This is a genomic window from Acinetobacter parvus DSM 16617 = CIP 108168 (genome assembly GCF_000368025.1).
Taxonomy (GTDB): domain Bacteria; phylum Pseudomonadota; class Gammaproteobacteria; order Pseudomonadales; family Moraxellaceae; genus Acinetobacter; species Acinetobacter parvus.
Map to the genome: position 1 here is coordinate 86,293 of NZ_KB849212.1, position 25,839 is coordinate 112,131.

The following is a 25,839-nucleotide window of genomic DNA, read 5'->3' on the forward strand; positions in this document are numbered from 1 at the left end:
CATCAGCTAAAGCCGACCATGCGTTGGCTTTACTTTTATTACAGTACGATCTTTTCATATTCACTTTTTTTGACGCCAACAAAATCATTACAAACAGACCAACTGTTCCATCTTAGAATAAATAAAAAGATATTTTTATCATTTAGTTAAGGACAGATATGGCACAGTTTGCAGTGATTGGTTTAGGAAGTTTCGGTGCAACTGTTGCGCTAGAACTCACTCGACTAAAACATGATGTCATCGGTATTGATACCATTAAGCGCAATGTTGAAAACATATCGGATCAGATCACCCATGCCGTTATTGCAGATGCAACTGATGAACACGTCTTGGATGAACTGAATATTCAAAATTGCGATGCCGTGGTGGTCGCGATTGGTGAAGATATTGAAGCCAGTATTTTATGCGTCTTAAATTTAAAAAATTTAGGTGTAGAAAAAATCTTGGTTAAAGCCAAAACCAAAGCACACCACACCATTTTGTCGCATTTGCATGTCAGTAAAATTATTCATCCTGAAGAAGATATGGGAATCCGTGTTGCTCAAGCACTTAATTATCCGATGGTCAGCCGTTATATGGATTTAGGCGACGAACATTATATTGTTAAGCTTCATGTACAGGATAAACTCAAAAATGTAAACCTATCAGGCATTATGCAACAGGAGCCACATATTAAGTTATTGTTATTGAAACGGAATCAACAGGTGATTTATGAAACCGATAGCAATTTTACTTTACAGGCAGGTGATATCCTGATTTTAGAGGGTTCACTGCATCATCTTAAAAAACTCTCAGGATGTTTCTTATAAAATGGCAATAAAAATAAACTCCCAGAAGATATTCAACCTGAGTCCACCCTCATTGTTGGCAATCGGTTTTCTTAGTTTTATTGTGCTTGGGACAATATTATTGAAACTGCCTTTTGCCAATAATGGCAATGTCAGCTGGATGGATGCCTTGTTTACTGCCACTTCTGCGGTAACGATTACAGGTTTATCGGTGGTGAATCTAAGTGAATCATTCAACCATTTTGGGCAGTTTATTATCTTGTTACTAATCCAGTCTGGTGGTTTAGGTTTTATGACCTTTGCAATTTTGGCGGCATTAAGCCTTGCCCCAAAACTTGGTCTAAAACAGCAAATGATGGCACAGGACAGTTTAGGACAAACCAGTCTCTCCAAAGTGACTTTTGTCGCCAAAGGTGTAGTGATTTATACCCTGTTTTTTGAACTAATTGGCGTGGTTATATTAACTGCCTCATTTACGCCCATCTACGGTTTTGCGCGTGGACTGTATTATGCAGTTTTTTACAGTGTTTCCGCTTTTAACAACGCGGGTTTCTCATTATTTGACAATAACTTAATGAGCTTCCAGAGCCATTACCTCATTTGCCTCACCATCAGTTTACTATATACCTTGGGTGGAATTGGCTTTCTGGTTTTAATTGACATCAAGCAGAATAAACGCTGGAGCAAACTTACACCGAACAGCAAACTGATTCTCAGTACAATCGCCATCCTGAATCTAGTGGCTTTTGTTTTAATTTGGCTATTAGAATCCAATAACCCACTGACTTTAGGTTCTATGAGTCTGGGTGAACAAGCCATGAATGCCTGGTTTCAGGCCACAGTTCCCCGCTCTTCTGGTTTCAATACCATTGATACAGGTGCGATGGAGCATAGCACCGCCTTACTCACCATGTTGCTGATGTTTATTGGTGGTGGCTCCCTGAGTACAGCAGGCGGCATTAAAGTGGGCACTTTCGTTATTCTGGTGTTATGTGTGATTTCATTTTTAAGACGCAATGAGGAAATTCGCATTTTCAACCATTCTGTATCACAGGAAACTACCTATAAAGCACTTGCAGTTACCGCAATTACAGGGATGCTAGTATTTACAGGTTGTTTCATCCTGTTGCTGCTAGAACCTAAAATGGATGCACTTGACCTGATGTTTGAGGTGGTTTCGGCTGCATGTACTGTGGGCCTATCGCGTGGCGCAACAGGTGAACTGCATGATGGCAGTTTATTTGTCTTAAGTTTACTGATGTATACAGGCCGTTTGGGTCCACTGACCCTCGCCTACTTAATTGCAACGCCAAAGAAAAGCCGTTTAAAACATGCCATTGCCAACATTCAGATTGGGTAAATTGTCCAAAATTGAGGCTAGCTAGAAAATTGATATATTTCCCTGCTCAACCACAAGGGCTTGTCGACAAATCCCCTCGGCTTGGCGTTGCTGCTCAAATACAGTTTTTGACATGACGTCAAAATGATCACAAAAACTGATTTCCTTTTCATCAATTGAATAGATCAAGGACTGATTCCCAACACCCTGCAAGGTATCATAAAATACAATCACAAATTTACCCGCTTCAAATGCCTGTTGAATCTCTGTATAAGTCAAGGCAGCCCGAATGGGAATCTGTAGAAGTTGTGCAGCAACATAGCTTTGCTGTTCTTTCTCATCAATATTTGGGTCAGGATCAGTATACAGCGACACTTCAAATCCCAATTTTTTCAGGGCCACAGCCAAGGCAATGGTAAATGTTCCCTCTTCCTGATCATGGCGACATAATTGAATCAGGTCAGCAATATCAATATGGGTTTGATATTGCTTTATGATCAGCCAGACCGCAAACACCCCACAATTTGCCTCAAGCTGCAATAATGGCTCTGGAATATTTAAACTCATTTAATACCAGTTCATTAACGACACACCCAAACCTGCATAGGTTGCATGGTGGTTATAGTCAATCAGGCTTTCACCATATCCATCAAAGAGTTGTAAATGACCACGCAGTTTGCCCTTGATTGGAAATGCCCAGTCAAACTGCACCGCGCCATGTGATTTATCACCACCTTTAAGGGAATGACGCAACATAAGAGAAAAGTCATTTTCTCCCTTGCGATAAAATGCGGTTAAATCACCACGACCAATATAATCCTTAATATCAGGATTATTATCATCTTTGGCATTTTCTTCGACACGGTACCAAGGCCGTAACATCAACGCAAAATTGTCTTTTTCAAACCCTAAATTAAAAATTACACGGTTCCAACTACGTGATAATGGATCAGAACGACCATTGGATTGATGATTTAAGGTGACACCTAGCAAACGTGCATTTAGACCTAAAATTTCATAATTGGTTCTAAACATTAAACTTGCTTCAGGCTCATAATTGGTCTCACGAAATGGACGTGATTCCTCAGAGTTGTAAACCTGCCAACGCGAAGACTGAGTATAACCTATCCATAAATCGCCATTATTACCCAGGATGTTTTCCCACGCCTTGGTCTTAAAGGAAATCTGGAACTTTGCCTCACTAGAGGTTAATTCCTGTTTCTCATTGACGGTATTTTGGGGGTTTGGGCTGCTTGGAAATTCATTCTTGTCACTGGTCCAGAACAATGGCAGTAAATAAACAGGTTGATAGGCACGAATATTCCATACCCCCAACTTACTTTCTTCTGACAGCTCCCAACGGCGATCCAGCAAGGAAACATTCGGATCAAACTTAGGCGCAGCACCCAGCAAATGTAGGTCACTGAGTTTTTGAACCACCTTATCCTTTAAAGATTCAGGTTTGTTTTTTTCATTGGTTTCAGCAACAGGTACAGATGTGGCAGCAATCACAGGTTCAGCCACCTGAGCCTGCGGCTGAATAATGGTCGGTGCCTTAAAAAGCGCATCATAACAAGCCAGACGTTCAGCATTTGAAGCCAATGCCACACATGCCTCAACTGTTGCGGGACTGGCTGGCGCTGTTGCCTGTGCATGGGTAAATGACGTGGTTAGAGAGCCTAGTATAGCCACCACACTAAGCTCCAAATGACCCCGCTCAAAAGATTTGAACGCCATAATTTTCTCCGATTCTTATTTTAATTGACCTGTTGGATACTAAATCCGAGTTGCTGTAGTTCTTCACGTTTTGCAAATGGTGCAACCACTGCTTTCACAGGTTTTTGTTCCAACAAATACTGTTTTGCCACACGGTTTAAATCATCCAGAGTCACATTTAACAGGCGTTCACGTAGCATTTTACGGAATTTCGGTGTACGGGCATGCAGCAACGCATAACACGCTGTAATTGCCTCACCAGCAGGTGAACCAGGCTTATCCATACTGGCAACCAGACCTAAAATCGCCTCTTCAAGTTGATGCGGCTGCTGTTCTGTATTCAGCAACCATTGCACACTGGCTTCAAAATCATTAAATGTTTCCGCCAATCGTGGATCACGGTAGCTATAGAAGCGGAATGAGCAGGCATTGCCATCATAACTGGCTCCACCACCATAGGCTCCACCTTTTTCACGGATGGCACTATGCAAAAAGCCATTACGCAGGTAGGCAGCCAACACCATTAATGGTGCAGCATCAGCATGGGCAACATCAACTGCCTGATAGGCGGAAGCACAGAACTGCACATTAGTCTGGATCAGCCATGCTTCATCATTTGCTGTATTGACTTGTTCAACTTGAGTTAAAGTGACAGGTTCTTTATTGACTTGCAACTTATCCCAGACGTTTTGCACCTCTTCCACTAAACGGTCAAAGTGATGCTCTTCACACACCAATAGGAACTGTTTAGGAGCCTGCAATAGTTTACGATGAATTGCCTGTAATTCAGCAATTAATGCATGATAGGCATCTTCATCCTGATCAATCTTAGTGACTAAATCACTCAGCCAGTTCAGCGCACCCAAACCTGTATTATGGTAGTCACGGCGAGCAAGTGCACTCATTTGACGTGAGGCAGTCTGCATCGCATAGCTATGCCCTGAACCAGACAAACGTGATTGCCAACGGGTTTTCCGTTGCTGCAATAATTCGATGATACGGTCTTTCTCATCAAAGCGAAGCTGTTCAAATGCCAGTTTTAATAACTGAATGGCATCAAGCTTCTGCGTTAATGACTTGGTGGTTAGGGTCAGCCATGCACTGATCCGATCCTTATTATCCACTTTACTGCGTAGCGATGCACCCATACCCAGCCCACCACTGACTGCCGTCTGGAGCTGCTGCAATTCAAGATAATCGTATTCACCTGCCCCTACTTCACCCATCAAGATTGAAAGTAAGTTGAAATACGGTGACTGTACAATTTCGTCAGGAATTTGAATCAAGACCTGCTGATAATAAATACCATTGGTACCTGCATGGTAAAGATTTAATGGTGTATCCAGACCATTACAGATAATTTCACGCAATTGACCTTGCACAATATGCAAGTCTGCTGGCACATCCTCCAGCCCCACTTTTGGCAATAGCTCAAGATCATCAGGCGTATCTTGACGCTTTTTCAATGCCTCAGTTTTTTCCTGAATCTCGATTTTCTGATCTTCAGTTAGGTTTGCGGTAATCTCAGCCAAACGAGCCTGTTCAGCCTGTTGCTCTTTCACTGATTTAGTTGCATCAGGAACCAAAGTCATTTGTACACGATGCGGATTATCCAACAAATGAATTTGAATTAAATTAGACAACCACATTGGGTCTTTCAATTCTTCCTTAACCTGTTCAATCGCAGAATCCACATCCCAGACATGAATCGGGTCATTGTGGTGAATGGCACTGCCCAAACCATTTAGGATCAGGCTTAAGCCATACGGTGTGCCATCGCCATTGATTTCACGTTGATGCAATTCAATCTGATGCAGAATTGCATCGACCAAATCGGTATCAACAGGCTTGGATGCAACGTCCTGTAGAATGTTTAATACGCCACTCTTAAAGTTTTCAGCATATTCTGCATTTGAACCTTGTACGCCACAATAGAAAGTCATTTCAAAATTACTGTCATCCACACCCATCAATGGCCCTGTGGACTGTGCATAACCACAAGTTTCCAAATAATGACGCAACGGCGAAGCTGAATTTTCCAGCAAAATCCCCTCAACCAGACGCATGCCTAAACGCAGCTTAATATCGCTGGTTTCAGGCAATAACCATGAGATCACATGAAAGGTCTTGTCTTTCAGGTCTTCACTATCCACCGCATAGGATTCAGTCACCTCAATGGGCGCGGTTAAACGCTTCTCAGGTGTGGAATATAAAGTCGTTCCTTTGGAAAACTTATGTAAAGCCAATGTTTCAAACTGTTCCTGTAAATCATAAGCATTTTGATTGCCGAAAGTCATAAACACCGCATTACTTGGATGGTAATGGGTTTTATAGAACTCAACCAATTGCTCATAGCTTAAATCTGGAATGTCTTTTGGATCACCACCTGAATTATAATGATAAGTCGTTTCAGGGAATAAATGATGTGCCAATTGGTGATAGATCTGATCTGTAGGTGAACTCATAGCCCCTTTCATTTCATTAAATACAACACCTTTATAAACCGCCTGATCATTCTCTAACTCAATACGGATTCCCTCCTGGGCAAAATCCAGAGGATTCAGGTTTGCGGCAAAGGCAGCATCTAAATAAACCGACAACAGGTTTTGAAAATCTTTCTTGTTCTGCGTTGCAAATGGATAAGCCGTCCAGTCTGCCGCAGTAAAGGCATTCATAAAGGTATTCAATGAACGGCGGATCATTAAAAAGAATGGATCGCGGACTGGAAACTTCTCAGAACCACATAAAGCGGTATGCTCTAAAATATGTGCGGTTCCCTTTGAATCCATCGGCTGCGTTCTAAATGCCACCAGAAACACATTTTCATCATTATTGGTTGCGAGATGATAGTGAACTGCACCTGTCACTTTATGTTTATATTCTGAAACGTAAATATCAAGTGCTTCTACATGGTGTTGACGTAATAGCTGAAACGCAGGGTGAATGGTTTGAGTAATGCTTTCAGAAACATCGACAGTCATGTGATCTCCAATTTATCTATTTAATTAACATTCTTGATTATAGAGAGTCTACCGAAGAATATGCACGGATATCCATGTAAATTGGTATGTTTTTGTAGAAAAATTCAGCAAGCAAGGTGTGATGGTCAATGCATTGGTGTAAACTTTAGCTTTTGATTTTTACTGTGATGACAAACATGGCAACTGTTGATCTTTTTGCAATTGGAAATGCACTCATTGACCAAGAATTTAAAGTTTCTTATGAGTTTTTAACACAGCAGGCTTTGCAAAAAGGCACAATGCAGTTGACCGATGGTGAAACTCAAGCTGCTTTATATCAACAATTACAAGATACTCAAAGCTACAAGGGTCAAGCAAGTGGTGGGTCGGCTGCAAACACAACTGTTGCATTCAGTGCTTTAGGTAGTACAGCTTTTTACGGATGCCGTGTAGGTAACGACGAACTGGGTTCAATTTATCTGAATGGTTTAAATGATGCTGGTATCCAGACCACAACCCAATCAATCAGTGAAGGCGTAACAGGAACTTGTATGGTACTGATCAGTCCTGATTCAGAACGTACCATGCATACCTATCTAGGCATTACCGCTGAATTAACTGCTGAACAAATCGATTTTGAACCGTTAAAAACTGCAAAATGGCTCTATATCGAGGGTTACTTATCAACCAGTGATACGGCGCGTATCGCGGTCAAACAGGCCCGTGAGCTTGCAAAAGCGCATGGGGTGAAAATCGCCCTATCCCTTTCTGATCCAGCAATGGTGCAATATGCCCGTCAAGGTTTGGAAGAATTACTGGATGATGGCGTTGACTTACTGTTCTGTAATGAACAGGAAGCGTTGATGTTTACCAATACAGAAAATCTTGATGATGCCATTGCAGCATTAAAATCAAACAATCAGCATATCGTCATCACGCAAGGCGCAAATGGTGCGGTGATTATTGATCCAGCCCAACAGTTCCATGTGGCTGGACGGCATGTTGATGCTGTGGATACCAATGGTGCGGGTGATGCCTTTGCGGGTGCATTTTTATATGCCATTAATGCAGGCCTTAGTCTGGAAGCGGCTGCCCAGCTTGCCATTTTAATTTCCAGTGAGGTTGTTGCTCAATTCGGCCCACGTTTGGCTGTCGAAAACTACGCCAAGCTATTCGAACAATTCAAATCCACACAACAGGAATGTGCTTAACATGGAAAAGATTTGCATGACTGAGGAAGTCCCTGAACGTGAAGCACGTGCATATGACACCATGAAAGGAAAGACTATCTTCATCACCCAGCGTGACGGACAATTTTATGCCTATAATAATCTTTGTCCGCATTTGCAAACTGAGCTTGAATATCTGGAGAATCAATTTCTGGATCAGGACGGTGAATATATTCAATGTTCTACACATGGTGCCTTGTTCTCTGTAGAAACAGGTGAATGTATTTCGGGTCCATGTCTAGGTGAATTCCTTGAAAAAGTAAATTTGGAAGTACACTCTGATGGTGGTATTTATATTGATTAGTGCCTAAATCATGAATTCTGCGATGACTGAGTTTTTTTTAAATTACTACCTTATGCCATTTCACATGAGCGTAGTGGCACTGATGTTGCTCAGCATTGCAGAAACCATCGGTATCTTTATTGGGTTGCGCCCAAGTCATCTGGTTAAAAAGCTGACACCTGAATGGTTACTTAATTCACCGCTACTCGATGTTAAATTCTCCAAGTATCTCATCTTTGTTTTTTTACTGATCAATTTCAGTTTTGCAGGTTATTTCTTAGAGCTTTCTTTTTTTGCCTTACAGCATTATTTCATCTCACCTTACTACTTATTTGTTCCTGCTTTGATTATCGACATCTTTTTTACTGTGTTTATGATTCATTGTCTTGACCAAGTGATTAAACCTAAAGTCACACATTCACATATCAATCTAGTGGGTCGCTTAGCAACAATCTCAACGGGAAATGCACGTCCAGGCTTCTCTGCGCAAGCACGTGTTCGCAATGAATTTGGTCAACTGTATTATGTACAAGTAGAGCCAGAATATGGTGAATTAGAGTTACAATCCCAAGTGTTGTTAATCAGTCAGAAATCTAATTCGTACTATATTGCTAAAAAAATCACCATATCAAATAAGCTATTCACCGCAGAGTAAGACCTATATAGTTAAAATTTTGAGCACCCCACCAAAAATTACAATATGTTACAAAAAGAAAATTTATAAATATTGCAATTCCCTCTTCCATTTTCATCAATCTATTGATCTAACTTTCAAACCAAAATGAAGGATGATATTTCACACATTTTTAACAAAAACTCTACTAACACACTAGGTTTTATGGATATTTCATTGTGCTTAATATTTATTTATGTAAATAAAATCACAAGCATTTGTTAATGTTATGATTTTTATATCCATACCATTTTAGTTGGTTTTATTTTTATTTAATTCATTATAAATCCTATCTTTTAAATCGGATTTAAATTCACAAACTAGACTATTTTAATCGGATTAATTCACCAAATAAAAATTTCAGATAAAAATTTATTAAAAACCAAAATAAAATTATAAATCATTGTTTTATATAAAATAACAATATACAATTATTTAAAGTATATAAAAGGTTTATTTTTAATGAATTTTAATTAATAATGTGTAACATCTTTAAAATTATGAGGCTAGCTCGATGAAGACAAGTTCTCAAGACCCAAACCGAAGATTAACCTGGGAAATAGCAATTATTCTAATTATTAAAGTTGTGCTTCTCATGGTGATTAAACATATCTGGTTCGATGCCCCAACCATTCCAAAAGATTTTAACAATCAAGTTGCCGAGCGTATTGCTGGTGACCTACCCAACAATCAGGAGACACGTTGATGATTTCTGAAAGCGTGGTGGATCTTTCGCGGTTCCAATTCGCAATGACCGCAATGTATCACTTTCTTTTCGTTCCTCTCACTCTAGGTCTGGCGTTTATACTTGCCATTATGGAAACCACTTATGTGATTTCTGGTAAAGAAATTTACAAAGACATGACCAAATTTTGGGGGAAACTCTTCGGGATTAACTTTGCCTTAGGTGTAACTACTGGTCTAACGATGGAATTCCAGTTTGGTACCAATTGGGCTTATTATTCTCACTATGTAGGCGACATCTTTGGTGCACCGCTTGCAATTGAAGGCTTAATGGCTTTCTTCCTAGAATCGACTTTTATTGGTCTATTCTTCTTTGGCTGGGATCGCCTTTCTAAAGTTCAACACTTAGCTGTAACTTGGCTAGTTGCGATTGGCTCCAATATGTCTGCCTTGTGGATTCTCATCGCAAATGGTTGGATGCAAAACCCTGTCGGTGCCGCATTTAACTATGAAACCATGCGTATGGAACTTGTAGACTTCGGAGCGTTGATTTTCAACCCTGTTGCGCAGGTTAAATTCGTTCATACCGTTTCCGCTGGTTATGTCACAGGTTCAATCTTTGTACTTGCGATCTCAAGTTATTACCTGTTAAAGAAACGTGATTTACCATTTGCACGCCGTTCTTTCGCAATCGCCGCAATTTTTGGCTTAGCTTCAACCCTATGCGTCATCTTACTGGGTGATGAATCGGGCTATGAGCTAGGTGATGTTCAAAAAACCAAACTTGCTGCAATTGAAGCTGAATGGCATACAGAACCTGCCCCAGCCGCATTTACCCTGTTTGGTATCCCCAACCAAAAAGAAATGCGTACCGACTATGCAATCAAGATTCCATATGTTATGGGTATCATTGCAACACGTTCTACCGATAAACAGGTCACGGGTATCCATGACTTGATGAAAGAACACGAAATTCGTATCCGTAATGGTATGGTTGCATACAGTGAGCTAGAAAAGCTTCGTGCAGGGGATCGTTCTCCTGAATTGCTTGCTTCATTTGAGAAAAACCAGAAAGACTTGGGTTATGGTCTTTTATTGAAAAAATATTCTCCAAATGTGGTCGATGCAACTGAAGAACACATTCAGGCAGCAACTAAAGATACAATTCCAAATGTCGCTGCATTGTTCTTCTCATTCCGTGCAATGGTTGCTTCAGGCTTCCTAATGCTCTTGCTCTTCATTCTTGCAACTTGGGCTGTGGCTAAACGTAATGCAGAGAATAAACCTTGGTTACTTAAATTTGCATTATTTGCTTTACCACTACCTTGGATTGCAGCACAAACGGGTTGGTATGTAGCTGAAGGTGGTCGTCAACCGTGGTCAATTGGTGAAATCTTACCTACACATCTATCTGCTTCAAGCGTAAGCACAGGTGATGTGTGGGGTTCAATCATCGCACTTGCCGCGTTCTATACTGTACTTCTTATTATTGAGATGTACTTAATGATCAAATTTGCTCGTTTAGGTCCAAGTTCTTTGCATACTGGTAAATATCACTTTGAGAAACTGGCTGCAAAAACTGGGGAGGCTCAATCATGATCGAATATGAACTTCTCAAAATTATCTGGTGGGTACTGGTTGGTGTTTTACTGATTGGCTTTGCCCTCACTGATGGTTTTGATATGGGCTCAATGGCGCTGATGCCATTTGTAGGTAAAACTGATTCTGAAAGACGTGCTGCAATCAATACGATTGCACCACACTGGGATGGCAACCAAGTCTGGTTTATTACCGCTGGTGGTGCACTTTTTGCCGCATGGCCAATGGTTTATGCTGTCGCTTTCTCTGGAATGTATTGGGCATTACTACTCGTTCTATTTGCTCTATTCCTCAGACCTGTTGGATTTGACTACCGTTCTAAATTAGAAAATACTCAATGGCGTACTTCTTGGGATTGGGGTCTGTGCATTGGTGGTGCTGTACCAGCACTAGTATTCGGTGTTGCATTTGGTAACTTATTTTTGGGCGTACCATTTAGCTTAGACGACACCTTACGTTCTCAATACACAGGCAGCTTCTTTGCATTATTGAATCCGTTTGCGCTGATTTGCGGTATTGTGAGTTTGTCGATGTTATGTGCTCACGGTGGTGCATGGTTAATGCTTCGTACTGATGGTGATTTACATAACCGTTCAGCTAAAGCAACTCAAATTATGGCAATCGTATTCCTTATATGTTTCTTAGCGGCTGGCGCTTGGTTATTCTTTGGAAATATCTCAGGCTATAGTTACGCTACTGCTGTGAATACTAATGCTGCATTAAACCCACTTGCAAAAGAAGTTGTAACAAATGCAAACCATGGTTGGTTGAATAACTACTCAACCTATCCAATTACTATGGCTGCACCAATTGTTGCAATCCTAGGTGCATTATTGGTTATTCTTAGTGCTGGAAAACGTAAGGCAGCTGCAAGTTTTACAGGTACGAGTCTGATGATTGTGGGTGCGATCTTAACTGCTGGTTTTGCATTATTCCCATTCTTATTGCCATCAAGTATCGATCCAACATCAAGTTTAACGATGTGGGATGCTGTTTCTAGTCACAAAACTCTTGGTGTAATGACTGTTGCTGCTTGTATTTTTGTTCCTCTCATTGTGATCTATACCTCTTGGTCTTATTACAAAATGTGGGGTGTCATCACTAACAAACACATTGAAGAAAATTCACATAGTTTGTACTAATGAGGAGATGTGAAATGTGGTATTTTGCATGGATTCTAGGCGTTTTGATGGCGTGCTTCGCAGGTGTACTGAGTGCGCTCTATATCGAACACCATCAAGATTTAGATGAGGAATAAGTAATGGCTCAAGCAATGACAACACCGAAGAATAGTAAAGCTCAAGTGCTTGCAATGACCGTTTCGTTTTTGTTGGCATTGCCCCTTGCTGCCATTTTATTGGTACATCCTGCATTGATGCTGGATGCCAATGGTCACTACAACCACAGTATGCTGATGCTGGTCATGGTCGGCATTTCTGGCGGTTTTATTCATGGTGTTGGGTTTATACCAAGATTTTGGTTATGGAAATGGTTATTTAGTCCCTATATTGCATGGCCTCTGATGATCTTAGGCTATTATATTTGGATTGGTAATTAATCTTTAACAAATCAAATAAAAGGAGGAAGCATGGCTTCCTCTTTTTTTGTGTCGTTTTGAATGATCATTTAATAATACACAAAGTAATTACAATGTAATTTAAAATATTGAGTAATAAAATTTTTAATTTATAATCAATAAACTATATGATCGCCTTTTTCATTTCAATTAACTGAATTGGCACCAACGGCCGACCTACATTTGCATTTACAGGATAAGGCGCTGTATGACCTGTAATCTGATAACCACGACGCTGATAATATGCGATTAACTCAGAGCGAACATCTAAGACCATAATTAAATCTCGAACGTCCATACAACTCTGTGCAACATATACTTCAACATAATTGAGCATTTGTTTGCCATATCCTAAGTTTTGAATCGATGAATCAATCGCAAAAGTTCCAATTTCAACAGAGTTATGATCAATACTTAGTCCAATACAAGCAACTAACACACCTTGTTCATTCTCGCCAATAAACAGTTTAAAATTTGATCAGCTCAAGTCTCCACTCAATTGTTCATTGGTAATCCGTATTCCATCTACAAATGCTTTTTCAGTGGTCCAACTTCGCTCAGATTGAGCCCGATCAGCCAAATTGATTCATTCAACCAATTGCGCTACATCATCAATTTTTGCAGTTCTAATGTTTAAAGACATTTCTATTTTATACGCTCAATAAAAAACCGATGATAACATCGGTTCTTTTACAGTTGAGCAATTAGTTCGTTTGCCCTGCTAACCACGCCATAAATTTTTGACGTTCAGCTTTCGATGCTTTTTGCCACAACTCTACTAATTGCTGATCTGTGGTTTTTATATTGCCAGATACTACCGTTGTTGCTGTTACAGCAACAGGTGCTACATTTGTTGTCGAAGCTGCATAGACGGGTGCAGGTTGATTCACAACATTATTTTTATTTTTTTGGGTTAAATCTAAGGTACGAGCTAATAAACTATTACCTGAAAACCACGGTTGAGCTTCATTATTTGCACCTGTTTGCTGGACTACAAGTTTTTTACTTTGATCATATAAAGCAACCGTAGGCTGTTCAGCAAATTTTTTTGCTTGACTAAAGTCTTTTGGAGCATTTACGAGTGCCAAATTATAAGTTTGATTATCTTTAAGATCTGTTGTTTGAATTGTTACCACACCAGATTTCACAATATCGTGTTCACCATTTAAGTGTTCAAAATATTCACGGTAACGAACATTTACCGTTAAGTTCCCAGGATCAACTTGATAGTTATTTTTCTTTGAAGGAATTAAACCATTATTTACTTCTTGACCATTTACCGCAAGAATCACGATTTCTTCAGGTGCAGTGATTGTGACTGCTGAAAAAACTGAACTACTCAATAATAACCCGAAAGCAGCAACACCAACTCTTAAAGACATTAGACTCTTCTCGATATAAACAATTTATGAAATCGTAAGCACTATGCTCTGCGATTATGACCATTTTATGACATAAAACAAAACTGTCTATTCCAAAAAATTGGCTTTTTTAAGATATATACATCAATTCTAATGCTAAGCGCCATAGTTCTTTTGGCGAATATAAACCTTAAATAAAAAAAGAGCACATTGAGTGCTCTTTTTAATGGTACATATATTTACTTAGTTAAAAGTTTTAAAACGTGCAGCGTCATCCATATAGGTTTTTTCACCAGCAGCCGCCTCAATAGAACCGAATACTAACTGCGCACGTAGCTTCCAGTTTGATGGAATATCAAAAGTTTCAGCCACTTCGGCATCCACGATGGGATTATAGTGCTGTAATGATGCACCAACACCAATCTCAGATAATGCTGTCCATGTTGCGAACTGTGCAATGGCACTTGAATGTTCAGACCAAACTGGGAAGTTATCCGCATACAATGCGAATTGCTCTTGTAAGCCTTTTACAACATCTTGATCTTCATAAAATAACGCTGTACCAAAACCTGCTGAGAAACTATCAATTTTCGCGCTAGTATTTGCAAATGCTTCTGCTGGAACCATTTTACGTAAAGTTTCGCGAACAATTTCCCAAAATTTATGGTGTGATTCACCATATAAAGTTACAACACGTGAAGTTTGTGAGTTGAATGATGATGGGCTGTGTTTTACTGCTTCGCGAATTGTTTCTTCAATCGTTGCTTGGTCAACGGTAAGATTTTTACCAATTGCATAAATGCTACGACGCGATTTAATGCTATTTAAGAAGTTACTCATGTTGTTATTCCTACTTTATGCTCTTTGAAGCGTTATCTTGGATTAAATGTAGTGTATAACGATGCATTTTTTAGGAATAGTCTAAAAAACATGACAGATCGTTTTATTTTTGAAACACTTATCAGCACCTAAAAATATACCGAGTATTTCACTTAAATATTCTTTCACTCCATTATTACTATCGCCCAAAACCTGTGAGTGCATCAGATCTGAAGCTGATGCGTTGTATGAATGAATTACATATGCAATACCCTTTTGCAGGTAGCCGTATGATGCGTGATTTGTTGAATCGTCAAGGACATCCTATAGGACGACGTCATACACGTACTTTAATGAAGAAAATGGGCATTAATGCGTTATATCGTAAACCAAATCCAAGTCAGGCCAATCAAGCTCAGCGTAAATATCCATATCTGCTCAAAGGATTGAGTATTCAGCGGAGTAATCAAGTGTGGGCAACGAATATAACATATATCCCTATGGCAAAAGGCTTTGTCTACTTATGTGCTGTGATTGATTGGCACAGCCGTAAGGTGCTTGTGCATAGGGTATCGATCTGAAATCTTTAATACAGACCAAGGCAGTCAATTTACCAGTGATGCATTTATTGAAGCATTGAAATCAAATGACATCCAAATCAGCATGGATGGTAAACTTGCGCAGTATACTGCTCATGGATTGATAATGTGATGGTTGAACGGTTATGGAAAAGCGTTAAATATGAAGAGGTGTATCTCAAAGCCTACAGCAATGTTTTGGATGCGAAGAAGCAATTAAACGCATATTTTGAATTTTATAATTTGAAACGACCTCATTCGAGTCTGGACAAAATGACTCCAGATGAGTTTTCCTATGACCAGCTACCACAACAAAATAAGGTAGCTTAACTAGAGCAAAATATCACTTATAAATAAGCTTTTAGTTGTTCAAACAAGTGGGACCACCTCTATTTCCACTTGCCCCACATGATGATAGACACGGTTAAAATAAACCAGTCCCTGCTCCTGCTGACTTTGTTGAATTGCAACAATACGGCAGATAAAAATACTATGTGTGCCCACTTCCTGAATTTGCTCAATCTCACAGTCAAAGCTAACTAAAGCATCTGTTAAAATCGGTGAACCTGTTTCCAGTTCTGTCCAAATGGCTTGTTTAAAGCGCTCTTCTGGACTAATTTTAGAGGAAAATGCAGTAGAAAGATGTTGCTGATGTTCAGCCAATACATTGACACTTAGGATTTTATTTTCGATAAAATGAATATGCGAACTCGCAGCTCTATTCATACAGACCAATAAAGTCGCAGGACTATCCGATACACCACACACCGCAGATGCAGTAAAACCATAACGACCAGACATGCCTGCCGTAGTCACGACATTGACCGCACTTGCCAATAAAGACATTGCATTTCTAAAGTCTATTGCTTCAATCATCATTTTATTCCCAATAAAAATGACCTGTTTAATCCTAACCAGCCATTAAACAGGTCACTTTTACATCATGTTCTCAATTCTAAATTATTTGCCCAAAATTTCTTTTCGAACGATTTCCGCACCTGCGCTTAACGCATGCAATTTGCCTCTGGCAACTTCACGAGATAATGGTGTCATACCACAGTTGGTTGATGGATAAAGCTTATCTGCATCAATAAACTGAAGTGCTTTACGCAAGGTATCTGCAACTTCTTCAGGTGTTTCAATGCTGTTGGTTGCCACATCAATGGCCCCGACCATGACCTTTTTGCCACGGATCAGCTCAATTAAATCCATTGGCACACGTGAGTTCTGACATTCCAGCGAGACAATATCAATTTTAGACTGTTTCAGCTTTGGAAAAGCTTCTTCATATTGTCGCCATTCTGAACCCAGCGTCTTTTTCCAGTCGGTATTGGCCTTGATGCCATAGCCGTAACAAATATGTACCGCTGTTTCACATTTCAGGCCTTCAATTGCTCGCTCAAGGGTCGCAACACCCCAGTCATTCACCTCATCAAAGAACACATTAAATGCAGGTTCATCAAACTGGATAATATCCACACCCGCAGCTTCCAGCTCTTTAGCTTCTTCATTAAGGATTTTGGCAAATTCCCACGCCAGTTTTTCACGGCTTTTATAATGGGCATCATACAGCGTATCAATCATGGTCATTGGACCTGGCAATGCCCATTTAATTGGTTGTGTGGTGTGCTGACGTAAAAACTTGGCATCTTCCACAAAAACTGGCTTTTGACGAGAAACAGCATCAAATACAGTCGGGACACTGGCATCATAACGATTGCGGATTCTGACCGTTTCTCGTTTTTCAAAATCAACGCCATGCAGATGTTCAATAAAGGTGGTGACAAAGTGCTGGCGGGTCTGCTCACCATCACTAACAATATCAATGCCTGCATGGAGTTGTTCCTGCAAGGATACCAGCAACGCATCACGTTTGCCTTGGATCAGGTCATCGCCCTCTAATTTCCAAGGCGACCAAAGTTTCTCAGGTTCTGCAATCCAAGATGGTTTCGGCAAGCTACCCGCAGTTGAAGTCGGTAATAATATTTTCGTCATGATCAATCATCTTTTCTATAAATTGGTGAATTTAAGCGGTTTCGGTTTTATCGGTGTAGCTCGCAGCCCATTGCTCAAGGATATTTTGGTATGGCTTGATAAAATGCTCTTCAGTCCATTTGCCTTGTTCAATCGCCAATCGGCTACGTTCTTCACGGTCATAGACAATTTGCGTCAGTGAAAAATCCTGATAGTTCAAGCTTGGTTGATAGCTTTGTGCTGCTACCGAATTGGCATTGTAAATTTCAGGGCGATAAATCTTCTGAAAGGTTTCCATGGTGCTAATCGTGCCGATCAGTTCAAGATCGGTGTAGTCACTCAGCAAATCACCATGATGATAAAATGCCAAAGGTGCAACACTGTTTGGTGGCATGAAATAGCGAACCTGCAAGCCCATTTTTGCGAAATATTCATCAGTTAAGGAATAATCATCCTGCTGATATTCCACCCCCAGGATAGGATGCTGATTGGCAGTGCGATGATAAGTCTTGGTGGTTGACACACTCAGACAAATCACAGGTGGTTTACTGAAATTATCTTTATAAGATTTTGAATTTAAAAAAGACTTAAAGATTTTACCATGAAGCTCGCCATAGTTTTCTGGCAGGCTAAATTTGGCTTGATGCTTGTTATGTTCTGGCAATAAGACACTAAAGTCATAATCGCGCACATAAGAGGAAAAATTGTTGCCAACAATGCCTTCAATACGTTTATTGGTTTTATGATCAACAATATTGGTTTTCAATATTTCAATGGTTGGGAAAGTCTCACCATTACCTTCCACATCAATATCAACCGAGATGATGTCAAGCTCAACTGAATAACGGTCTGCTTTAGGATTATCCCAATGTGCCAAGGCATTGAAACGATTGTCAATCATTTTTAGCGTGTTGCGCAAGTTCTCCTCACGACGTTCACCTCTGGCTAAATTCGCAAAGTTGGTTGTGATACGTGTATTGTCTGAGGGACGGTAATTTTCATCGAAACGAATACGCTTAATCGAAAATGCAAACTCATTGCTCATTGTGATCCACCACTCTAAATTCTACGATAAAACTTGAATGATGTGATTTATACCGAAAGCATCACATGAACAAAAACGAGTTAATTTCATAGAAAAGTGAATTTAATTCATGTTCACCTATTCTATAGCTTTCAGCCTTGTAAAATGAAAATACTTCATCTTAAGCTGAAAAAATATCAGCTTATTGACCCTTTTTGACTGATCCAAATTGCTAAGATAGTCACTCTTCGCTTATCCTATGGATATTGGCAAAGCGATTTACACGACCAATGCGATTGAATCATTGAACAGCGTTATCCGCCATGCAACTAGGAAAAGAAAAATCTTCCCAACCGATGATTCCGTGAAAAAGGTAGTATATTTAGCAATTATGGCAGCAAGCAAAAAATGGACGATGCCCATGCAGAATTGGAAAACTGCCATGAATCGCTTTAGTATCATGTTTGAAGAGCATGTAACCAAGTATTTTTAAAATTGCATTTACACAGAATTATTTACACCCTCTAGCTTATATATTTATTTGGATATCTTTATGAAATGTCAATAGACCTTAATCTTTCTATTCTTTATTCACCACCTTATAAATCATTTTCCCCATTTCGTGTGCTTGCAAACCCCTCATACCATTTTCAGCCAGTAAATCCCCTGCTTGTGCATGCAAACTCACAATTTCATGCAATGCAACTTGCTCATGAAATTGTGCTTTTAAAGTGGCAATCATCCCTGCCAGCACATCACCCATGCCCCCTGTTCCCATCCCTGCATTACCCTGTGTACAGATAAATAATTCATCTTCTAAAATCAGGCTATGCACCTTTAAGCACCCATTGCCCTGCATATTTTTGTTGTAAATTATGAATCGCAACAATACGATCTTGTTCAACATCAGCAGGCTTGCAACCCAATAATGTCGCTGCTTCACCAGAATGTGGAGTTGCGTAAACATGAGGATTTAATTGTTGCGGATGTTTTGCCAAAAACCACAACCCATCTGCATCTAATACCACTTCTAAATGTGAATTTTGATTAAGTAAATTGAACCACTCTAGATAAACATGCTCTGCCCATTCATCTCGCCCTAAGCCCATCCCGAAACATACGGCATCAATTTGAGTTAATAGGTGTTGGATCGTTTTTTCATCTAAGGCATTAATATCTCGCACCATAATATTCGGTGAACGCGCCAGAATAGCTTGATGATGTTTGGCATGACAGACCACACTGACTTTCCCTGCTCCAGCATGAAACGCTGCTTCAGCAGACATAATCACCGCTCCGCCCATATCCGTATGACCACCAACGACAAGCACATGCCCATAACTTCCTTTATGTCCAAAAGCTTGCCGTTTCGGTAATACAATTTTTTCAGATGATAGATATGCAAGTGGTTTTAATTCTGTATCAATTGGGATCAAGCTAACTAAATGCAGCTTTCCCACATATTCCTTGCCTTGACCAGTAAACAACCCTGCCTTATAACCTAAGATTGTAAAGGTTTGATCTGCCTGAATTGCACAGGGTAAAGCCCGACCTGTATTGGCATGTAGTCCGCTCGGAATATCAATAGCAATCTTTAAACCAATCTGTGAGTTAAATAAATGGATGATCGATTGCCATTTTTGATCTAGCATTCGATTGAGACCAATGCCAAACAGAGCATCAATATGACAATCAAAAGTTGGTATTTCTTGGTGATTCGCATTTTCCGACAATAAATAATCGATACTTTGAATATCAACTCGATTTAACAGTGCATATTGTACGGCTTGTTTTAAATCTAAAGATTGACCGAGTTCAGCTGCATAAACCGTGATGTGAAATCCATGTTGCTTTAGAAAAGCAGCGATATAGTAACCGTCACCTGCGTTATTGCCTTGTCCGCACCAAATTGCGATCTTTTGAATTTTATTTTTATTAAATGGTTCAATTAACTGTTGTGAGATTGTCCAAGCTGCTTGTTGCATCAGTCCTAAAGATGAATTTTGCTGCGCAAACCAACGCTGCTCCCATGCTTGAATGCTTTGGCTATGGTAAACTGAACGTTGCATGTTATCCCCTAATTATTGGTTTATGGCTTCAACCACATCCTCTGGAAAATCACTTGATAAAATTGAGCTTCAGCAGCTTGATCCTCAAGAACTTAAAACATGGATAAAAACTCAAGCTTTAGACTTGGGCTTTTCTGATTGTGTCATTGCCAAACCTGATGCTCAAGATCAAATGCCACGTTTTAAAGAATATTTAAAACGTGGTTATCATGCAGATATGCACTATTTAGAGGAAAATCTAGAAAAACGTGCTGATCCAACATTGCTTGTACCTGGAACTAAAAGCATTATTTGTGTGCGCATGAACTATCTTGTGGCATCACCTAAGCCCCGTTATGTACCATTTGAACCAAATTCAGCCATTATTGCACGCTACGCGCGTGGACGTGACTATCATAAAGTCATGCGTGGTCGACTTAAAACCTTAGCCAGTCGTATTAAAGAAAAAGTGGGCGATTTCGAATCACGCCCGTTTGCGGACTCAGCACCTATTTTTGAAAAATCACTTGCTGAAAGTGCAGGTATGGGATGGACAGGAAAACATACCTTACTCATTCATAAAAAATCAGGTTCATTCTTCGTTTTGGGTGAGCTATTTACTTCGCTTGACCTCCCTTTTGATCAACCTGCAACAGCCCATTGTGGCTCATGTACTGCTTGCATCGACATTTGCCCAACACAAGCCATTGTTGAGCCTTATATGTTAGATGCAAGGAAATGTATTGCTTACTTAACTATTGAACATAAAGGAATCATTCCTGAAGAGTTACGCTCAGGTATAGGTAATCGTATTTTTGGCTGTGATGATTGTCAGCTAATTTGCCCGTGGAATGGCTTTGCTAAAACTGCGTCAATTCCAGACTTTGACCCAAGACATAGTTTAGATGACATTAGCTTGTTAGATATCTGGCAATGGGATGAAGCGACTTTTCTTGCAAAAACAGAAGGTAGTCCAATTCGCCGCACAGGCTATCAATCCTTTAAACGGAATATTGCAATCGGCTTAGGAAATGCGCCATACTCGGCTGAAATTATAAGCCAATTACACGATGCAAAAATGTGGCACGATGAGATTGTCAATGTACATATTGAGTGGGCAATTCAACAACAATTGCAGCAAATAAGCGTACCTGAATAGAAAAATGATGTTTTTTGCCCTTTGGCTTTGGCACGATTTCTGTATGATTAATCTCAATGTTTGTAATCAATCATCATGGATATAACAATGACTTTACGTAATGACTGGACTCGTGATGAAATCCAAGCTTTATATGATCAACCTTTTCTAGACTTAGTATTCAAAGCACAAAGTGTTCATCGTGAGCATTTTCAGCCAAATACCATTCAAGTCAGTACACTGCTTTCAATCAAAACAGGTAAATGCCCAGAAGATTGTAAGTATTGTTCTCAATCTGCACATTACGACTCAAAACTAGAAGCAGAAAAGCGTATTGCAGTAGATAAAGTCATTCGTGAAGCACAAACAGCAAAAGATTCTGGTTCTTCACGTTTCTGTATGGGCGCTGCTTGGCGTAATCCACACGAACGAGATATGCCTTATGTGTTAGAAATGGTTCGAGAAGTAAAAGCACTCGGTTTAGAAACTTGTATGACTTTAGGTATGCTCAATCAGTCACAAGCTGAACGCTTAAAAGATGCTGGTTTAGATTATTATAACCATAACCTTGATACCTCTCGTGAATACTATTCACATATTATTAGTACACGTACTTTTGATGATCGTTTAGATACATTAGATCATGTACGTCAAGCGGGTATGAAAGTATGTAGTGGTGGTATCGTTGGCTTAGGTGAAAGTCGTAATGATCGAATTGGTTTATTACAAGAACTTGCAACGATGCCTGTACATCCTGAATCAGTGCCAATCAATATGCTTGTCCCGATCGAAGGTACACCGCTCGCTGAAGTTGAAAAGTTAGATGTGACTGAATGGATTCGTACTATTGCTGTTGCTCGTATTATTATGCCTCATAGTTATATTCGATTATCGGCAGGACGCGAATCACTCAGTGATTCAGATCAAGCACTTGCGTTCATGGCAGGTGCAAACTCGCTTTTTTCTGGTGATAAGTTATTGACTACGCCTAATGCTGGAGAAGGTAAAGACCAAATCCTATTTGCTAAATTAGGTTTAACAACAGAAAAACCGAAACCAACTGTTGCAGAACTTTCCATAGATGCCATGAGCGCATAGATCAAAAAGCTGTTTCATGAAAGTGGAACAGCTTTTTTTAATTTTGTTCAGCATTTATAAATTGTCTCTGTACACGACAAATTTCACAGAACCCTTATCCTATCAGGCTTCTGCTTTCTTAAAATTGCCAGAATTTCCTTAAGCTCTTCTTTTTTCCCAAAACCAATTAAACGCTGAATCGCCATTTGAACATAGTCTAGCCCAGTGAATACACTCTTGTTCAGTATCCCTTGTGCAATACTCTCTTTTACCATTTATCATAATTGATGTGGACCAACTATTTCCACGCTGTCTAGGTTTTGGTAATTTCATTGCTGCCACCCTTATTATAAAGTTATGTTAAAAATGACCGCAACGTTTTATTCAAAGCGTTCTGACCCATTTTTGACACAAATATATCTTTATTAGCAGAATTAAATGCAGCAAATAAAGCAAACGAAAGGCATAAAAAAAGACCTACAAGTCTTTGAAATGCTTGTAAGTCTTTGATTTATCTTGGTAGGTATATCCAGACTCGAACTGGAGACCTCTACGATGTCAACGTAATATTTTCACATTAAAATCAATAACTAATGAATAATTGGAGCTAAATTGGTGTTGTTTTTTTATGTAACAACATATTTTCATTTATACTTATCAATAACAAAACCAGTAAAACTTTTCTTTATCTCTTAATAGCTTTGTTGCACCAAGCTATTCTTTAAGGCTTCATCAGCAATATAATTTCCAAATGAAGAAGCCTGCATCCAAAATCTATCGCCCAACGAATTGGTCATCTTATAACCAAGCTTTAATCAAGCGAGAAAATATTTCAATTTGATTCGATCCCCAGACCCAATGGTATGCTCAGCCAAAAGCTAAACATGGAAGAAATCAAACCTATTCTGATACAGCAATTCAGTTCTGTTTGATGATCAAATCTATATTTCGACTTTCTTTACTCTATATATTTTGTAATATCCGCTTTGGCTTCTTCCCTTGTTTTGTAGTTGCGATGATGGACTAGTTCATTTTTGAGTATGCCCCAGAAACTCTCTATCGGTGCATTATCAAAGCAGTCGCCTTTTTTGCTCATTGAACCCTGAAAATCAAATTTCTCAAGTAAGTTTCGATATTCATTACTGCAATATTGGCTGCCTCTGTCTGAATGTACAATGAGACCTTTAGCAGGTTTCTGATTGCGAATAGCCATATTCAATGCATCACAAACAAGCTTGGCTGTCATGCGCTCATTTAAGCTATAGCCAACAACCTGTTTCGTGTAAAGATCTTTGACAGCTGCCAAGTACAACCAGCCCTCAGCCGTCCAAATGTAGGTAATGTCACTCGACCACGCAAGATTAGGCTTCGTCATTGAAAACTGTTGCTTGAGTAAATTGTCATAAATAGAACGGTTGTGATCACTGTTCGTGGTTCTTTTGAAACGCTTATGGCGCTTACAATACAACTGATTTGATTTTTTTATTTGGCGCACAGCATACATACTTATTTTGATACCTTGTGCTTGTAAATGCTTGGTTAATCGAACATAGCCATAGCTTTGTTTGGTTTCTTCATGGGCTATTTTGACCAAAATTGTCTGCTGATTTCGCTGAATTGATCTTTTACTCATGCCTCGCTTTAGCCAATCATAAAAGCGAGAAACGGATACACGAAGTAATCGAGCCATTAAAATAATCGGAAATAAGTGGCTTTGCGATTTCATATAGGCGTACCTCACTGACTTTCTTTTGCAAAGTACGCTGCTGCCTTTTTTAAAAATTCACGTTCCATTTCAGCTGTTTTGAGCTGTTGTTTAAGCTTCTTATTTTCTTCGAGTAAGGCGTTTAGATCGGGCGAATACTGTTTTGTGCCTGCTAAAGTTCCAGCCTTTGCTTTGTTATTCCAGTTCGAAAGGGTTTGCATCGAAATACCAAGTTGTCTAGCGGATTCCGATACATTACCTTGGTTCTCTTCAATGGCTTTTATGGCTTCAGCTTTAAATTCTGCGGTGTAAGTCTTCTGTTTCTTGCTCATGGTAAACTCCTAATGAGTATGTATAGCTTACCAAGTTAAACCCTCCTGTTTTTTAAGCACACATCACTTCAACACCATATCGATCTTTATTGTTATGGATAAAATCCACCATTATTTGTGTGGGCGGTCGAGCTCCGCCTGGGCGAAAAAAGCGGCTGCTTTGCGTAGAATTTCATTGGCACGTTTTAATTCTTTAATTTCACGTTCCATTTGCTTCATTTTTTCTTGGTCAGATATCTGTTGTACTTTGGCAGGATTTAGTTGATCCAGATGCTTTAAATACCAAACACGCAATGTTTCAGGAGTACAACCGATTTTAGGAGCAATAGCTGTGATTGCTGCCCAAGTAGAAGGATAATCTTTTTCAGATTCAATTAGTAATTGAACCGCTCTTTCTCTAATTTCGGGGGTATAGTTTGGTTTTGTCATCGGGATAGTCTCTCAGAATATTGACTCTCCGACAAACCCGGTACGGTTCACTGTGGCGTGTTCGTTTATAAACGATACCTGATGCTCTGAGGAATCGTCTTAGCGTTTCCTGACAAATTTCGATTTGATATTGTTCATATAATCGCTGTCTGATTTGTTCTGAGTTTAAAGTGTCGCTATCAATCCACGATAAAATCTGTGCCTGATGTACAGCTTGTAATATTCGTGGATGTCCAGAACGCTTACCCTCCCAAATCGCTTCTATTTTATGGTGTCGCCAGTTTCTGCGGTGAGTACGAATTGTTTCTTCCTTTACACCATGTAATACGGCAATTTCTTTCACTGTTTTACCTTGTGACAACCACAATATGGTTTGTGAGCGTTGCCTTTCTCGCCAATGCTTTGCATGTTTGGCTAAATGTTCTAGTTGATCCCGCTCGTCTTGTATCAACTTAATGATGCTGACTCTATAAAAATATAAGCTTGGCAAAACAAATATTGAGCTCT

At 39.6% G+C, this 25,839-nt stretch carries 21 protein-coding genes, 8 pseudogenes and 1 other annotated feature; of the genes and pseudogenes, 15 read left to right on the forward strand and 14 right to left on the reverse strand.

Annotation, left to right across the window (positions count from 1 at the left end; translation table 11 throughout):
* The first annotated feature begins 158 nt into the window (after positions 1–158).
* Positions 159–809: a potassium channel family protein gene (locus F988_RS06800; protein WP_004682067.1), complete on the forward strand. Its 651-nt coding sequence runs from the start codon at positions 159–161 to the stop codon at positions 807–809.
* 1 nt (position 810) lies between these two features.
* Positions 811–2,148: a TrkH family potassium uptake protein gene (locus F988_RS06805; RefSeq protein WP_004757997.1), complete on the forward strand. Its 1,338-nt coding sequence runs from the start codon at positions 811–813 to the stop codon at positions 2,146–2,148.
* Positions 2,149–2,169: 21 nt separating this feature from the next.
* Here the strand turns inward: F988_RS06805 and F988_RS06810 are convergent, their stop codons facing one another.
* Genes F988_RS06810 through F988_RS06820 form a run of 3 tightly spaced genes read right to left on the reverse strand, consistent with a single transcriptional unit; the run spans position 2,170 to position 6,824 of the window.
* The gene (locus F988_RS06810; protein ID WP_004682071.1) at positions 2,170–2,694 is read right to left on the reverse strand and encodes a cysteine peptidase family C39 domain-containing protein; all 525 of its coding nucleotides are present in this window, start codon (positions 2,692–2,694) and stop codon (positions 2,170–2,172) included.
* Positions 2,695–3,864 carry a phospholipase A gene (locus F988_RS06815; protein ID WP_004682073.1) on the reverse strand — a complete coding sequence of 390 codons (1,170 nt, stop codon included), beginning with the start codon at positions 3,862–3,864 and terminating at the stop codon, positions 2,695–2,697. It lies immediately after the preceding gene.
* A gap of 20 nt (positions 3,865–3,884) precedes the next feature.
* Positions 3,885–6,824 (reverse strand): insulinase family protein, encoded by a 2,940-nt coding sequence (locus F988_RS06820; protein WP_004682076.1) that lies wholly within the window; start codon positions 6,822–6,824, stop codon positions 3,885–3,887.
* Positions 6,825–7,000: 176 nt separating this feature from the next.
* Between F988_RS06820 and F988_RS06825 the strand changes: the two genes are divergently transcribed.
* The 8 genes from F988_RS06825 (at position 7,001) to F988_RS06860 (ending at position 12,829) form a co-directional block, all read left to right on the forward strand.
* On the forward strand, positions 7,001–8,014 hold the full coding sequence (locus F988_RS06825) for an adenosine kinase (protein WP_004682077.1): 1,014 nt from the start codon (positions 7,001–7,003) through the stop codon (positions 8,012–8,014).
* A gap of 16 nt (positions 8,015–8,030) precedes the next feature.
* Entirely contained in the window at positions 8,031–8,336 is a 306-nt protein-coding gene (locus tag F988_RS06830; RefSeq protein WP_010589426.1) for a Rieske (2Fe-2S) protein, read from the forward strand.
* A gap of 22 nt (positions 8,337–8,358) precedes the next feature.
* On the forward strand, positions 8,359–8,970 hold the full coding sequence (locus F988_RS06835) for an OB-fold-containig protein (RefSeq protein WP_010589425.1): 612 nt from the start codon (positions 8,359–8,361) through the stop codon (positions 8,968–8,970).
* 532 nt (positions 8,971–9,502) lie between these two features.
* Positions 9,503–9,694, forward strand: a complete 192-nt coding sequence (cydP, locus tag F988_RS06840) for a cytochrome oxidase putative small subunit CydP (RefSeq protein ID WP_004682082.1) — start codon at positions 9,503–9,505, stop codon at positions 9,692–9,694.
* Positions 9,694–11,271, forward strand: a complete 1,578-nt coding sequence (locus F988_RS06845; RefSeq protein WP_004682084.1) for a cytochrome ubiquinol oxidase subunit I — start codon at positions 9,694–9,696, stop codon at positions 11,269–11,271. Before cydP ends, F988_RS06845 begins: the two co-directional genes overlap by 1 nt.
* Complete coding sequence (cydB, locus tag F988_RS06850; RefSeq protein WP_004682087.1) at positions 11,268–12,413, forward strand: cytochrome d ubiquinol oxidase subunit II; 1,146 nt, start codon at positions 11,268–11,270, stop codon at positions 12,411–12,413. The genes F988_RS06845 and cydB overlap by 4 nt, the downstream gene beginning before the upstream one ends.
* 14 nt (positions 12,414–12,427) lie before the next feature.
* Positions 12,428–12,529 (forward strand): cytochrome bd-I oxidase subunit CydX, encoded by a 102-nt coding sequence (gene cydX, locus F988_RS14515; RefSeq protein ID WP_004653762.1) that lies wholly within the window; start codon positions 12,428–12,430, stop codon positions 12,527–12,529.
* A 3-nt stretch (positions 12,530–12,532) separates the two neighbouring features.
* Entirely contained in the window at positions 12,533–12,829 is a 297-nt protein-coding gene (locus F988_RS06860; RefSeq protein WP_004682089.1) for a cyd operon YbgE family protein, read from the forward strand.
* 142 nt (positions 12,830–12,971) lie between these two features.
* Here F988_RS06860 and F988_RS06865 read toward each other — a convergent pair.
* The 3 genes and pseudogenes from F988_RS06865 to F988_RS06875 form a co-directional block, all read right to left on the reverse strand.
* Positions 12,972–13,433: pseudogene (locus tag F988_RS06865) on the reverse strand (GNAT family N-acetyltransferase).
* A 118-nt stretch (positions 13,434–13,551) separates the two neighbouring features.
* Entirely contained in the window at positions 13,552–14,229 is a 678-nt protein-coding gene (locus tag F988_RS06870) for a YccT family protein (RefSeq protein ID WP_004682093.1), read from the reverse strand.
* 222 nt (positions 14,230–14,451) lie between these two features.
* Positions 14,452–15,048 carry a nitroreductase family protein gene (locus tag F988_RS06875; protein WP_004682094.1) on the reverse strand — a complete coding sequence of 199 codons (597 nt, stop codon included), beginning with the start codon at positions 15,046–15,048 and terminating at the stop codon, positions 14,452–14,454.
* 173 nt (positions 15,049–15,221) lie between these two features.
* Between F988_RS06875 and F988_RS15085 the strand changes: the two are divergent.
* Positions 15,222–15,935, forward strand: a pseudogene (locus tag F988_RS15085) (integrase core domain-containing protein); the annotation flags it as partial.
* Positions 15,936–15,974: 39 nt separating this feature from the next.
* Here F988_RS15085 and F988_RS06885 read toward each other — a convergent pair.
* The 3 genes from F988_RS06885 to F988_RS06895 all read right to left on the reverse strand — a co-directional run bounded on the left by F988_RS06885 (position 15,975) and on the right by F988_RS06895 (position 18,624).
* Positions 15,975–16,481 carry a flavin reductase family protein gene (locus tag F988_RS06885; protein WP_010589514.1) on the reverse strand — a complete coding sequence of 169 codons (507 nt, stop codon included), beginning with the start codon at positions 16,479–16,481 and terminating at the stop codon, positions 15,975–15,977.
* Positions 16,482–16,565: 84 nt separating this feature from the next.
* Positions 16,566–17,600, reverse strand: a complete 1,035-nt coding sequence (locus tag F988_RS06890) for a methionine synthase (RefSeq protein ID WP_004682099.1) — start codon at positions 17,598–17,600, stop codon at positions 16,566–16,568.
* Positions 17,601–17,631: 31 nt separating this feature from the next.
* Complete coding sequence (locus F988_RS06895; protein ID WP_004682100.1) at positions 17,632–18,624, reverse strand: DUF1852 domain-containing protein; 993 nt, start codon at positions 18,622–18,624, stop codon at positions 17,632–17,634.
* A 220-nt stretch (positions 18,625–18,844) separates the two neighbouring features.
* Between F988_RS06895 and F988_RS06900 the strand changes: the two are divergent.
* Positions 18,845–19,096 (forward strand): annotated as a pseudogene (locus F988_RS06900) (transposase); the annotation flags it as partial.
* A gap of 87 nt (positions 19,097–19,183) precedes the next feature.
* Here F988_RS06900 and F988_RS06910 read toward each other — a convergent pair.
* Positions 19,184–20,672 (reverse strand): annotated as a pseudogene (locus F988_RS06910) (NAD(P)H-hydrate dehydratase).
* Between the two features lie 22 nt (positions 20,673–20,694).
* On the opposite strand from F988_RS06910, the gene queG reads away from it, so the two are divergent.
* A complete protein-coding gene (queG, locus tag F988_RS06915) occupies positions 20,695–21,810 on the forward strand; it encodes a tRNA epoxyqueuosine(34) reductase QueG (protein WP_004682103.1) in 1,116 nt (371 codons plus the stop codon).
* 87 nt (positions 21,811–21,897) lie between these two features.
* A complete protein-coding gene (gene bioB / locus F988_RS06920) occupies positions 21,898–22,887 on the forward strand; it encodes a biotin synthase BioB (protein WP_004677262.1) in 990 nt (329 codons plus the stop codon).
* 83 nt (positions 22,888–22,970) lie between these two features.
* On the opposite strand, the pseudogene F988_RS15090 reads toward bioB, so the two are convergent.
* Positions 22,971–23,096: pseudogene (locus tag F988_RS15090) on the reverse strand (IS4-like element ISAba33 family transposase); the annotation flags it as partial.
* 521 nt (positions 23,097–23,617) lie between these two features.
* Between F988_RS15090 and F988_RS14535 the strand changes: the two are divergent.
* Positions 23,618–23,827: pseudogene (locus F988_RS14535) on the forward strand (transposase); the annotation flags it as partial.
* A 3-nt stretch (positions 23,828–23,830) separates the two neighbouring features.
* Here the strand turns inward: F988_RS14535 and F988_RS06930 are convergent.
* The 3 genes and pseudogenes from F988_RS06930 to F988_RS14540 form a co-directional block, all read right to left on the reverse strand.
* Positions 23,831–24,903: pseudogene (locus F988_RS06930) on the reverse strand (IS3 family transposase); the annotation flags it as partial.
* A 54-nt stretch (positions 24,904–24,957) separates the two neighbouring features.
* Positions 24,958–25,057: a sequence feature (AL1L pseudoknot), on the reverse strand.
* A pseudogene (locus F988_RS06940) lies at positions 24,962–25,332 on the reverse strand (transposase); the annotation flags it as partial. (Overlaps the previous feature by 96 nt.)
* The gene (locus F988_RS14540) at positions 25,301–25,822 is read right to left on the reverse strand and encodes a helix-turn-helix domain-containing protein (RefSeq protein WP_081399035.1); all 522 of its coding nucleotides are present in this window, start codon (positions 25,820–25,822) and stop codon (positions 25,301–25,303) included. The gene F988_RS14540 and the pseudogene F988_RS06940, both read right to left, overlap by 32 nt.
* Between the last annotated feature and the right edge of the window lie 17 nt (positions 25,823–25,839).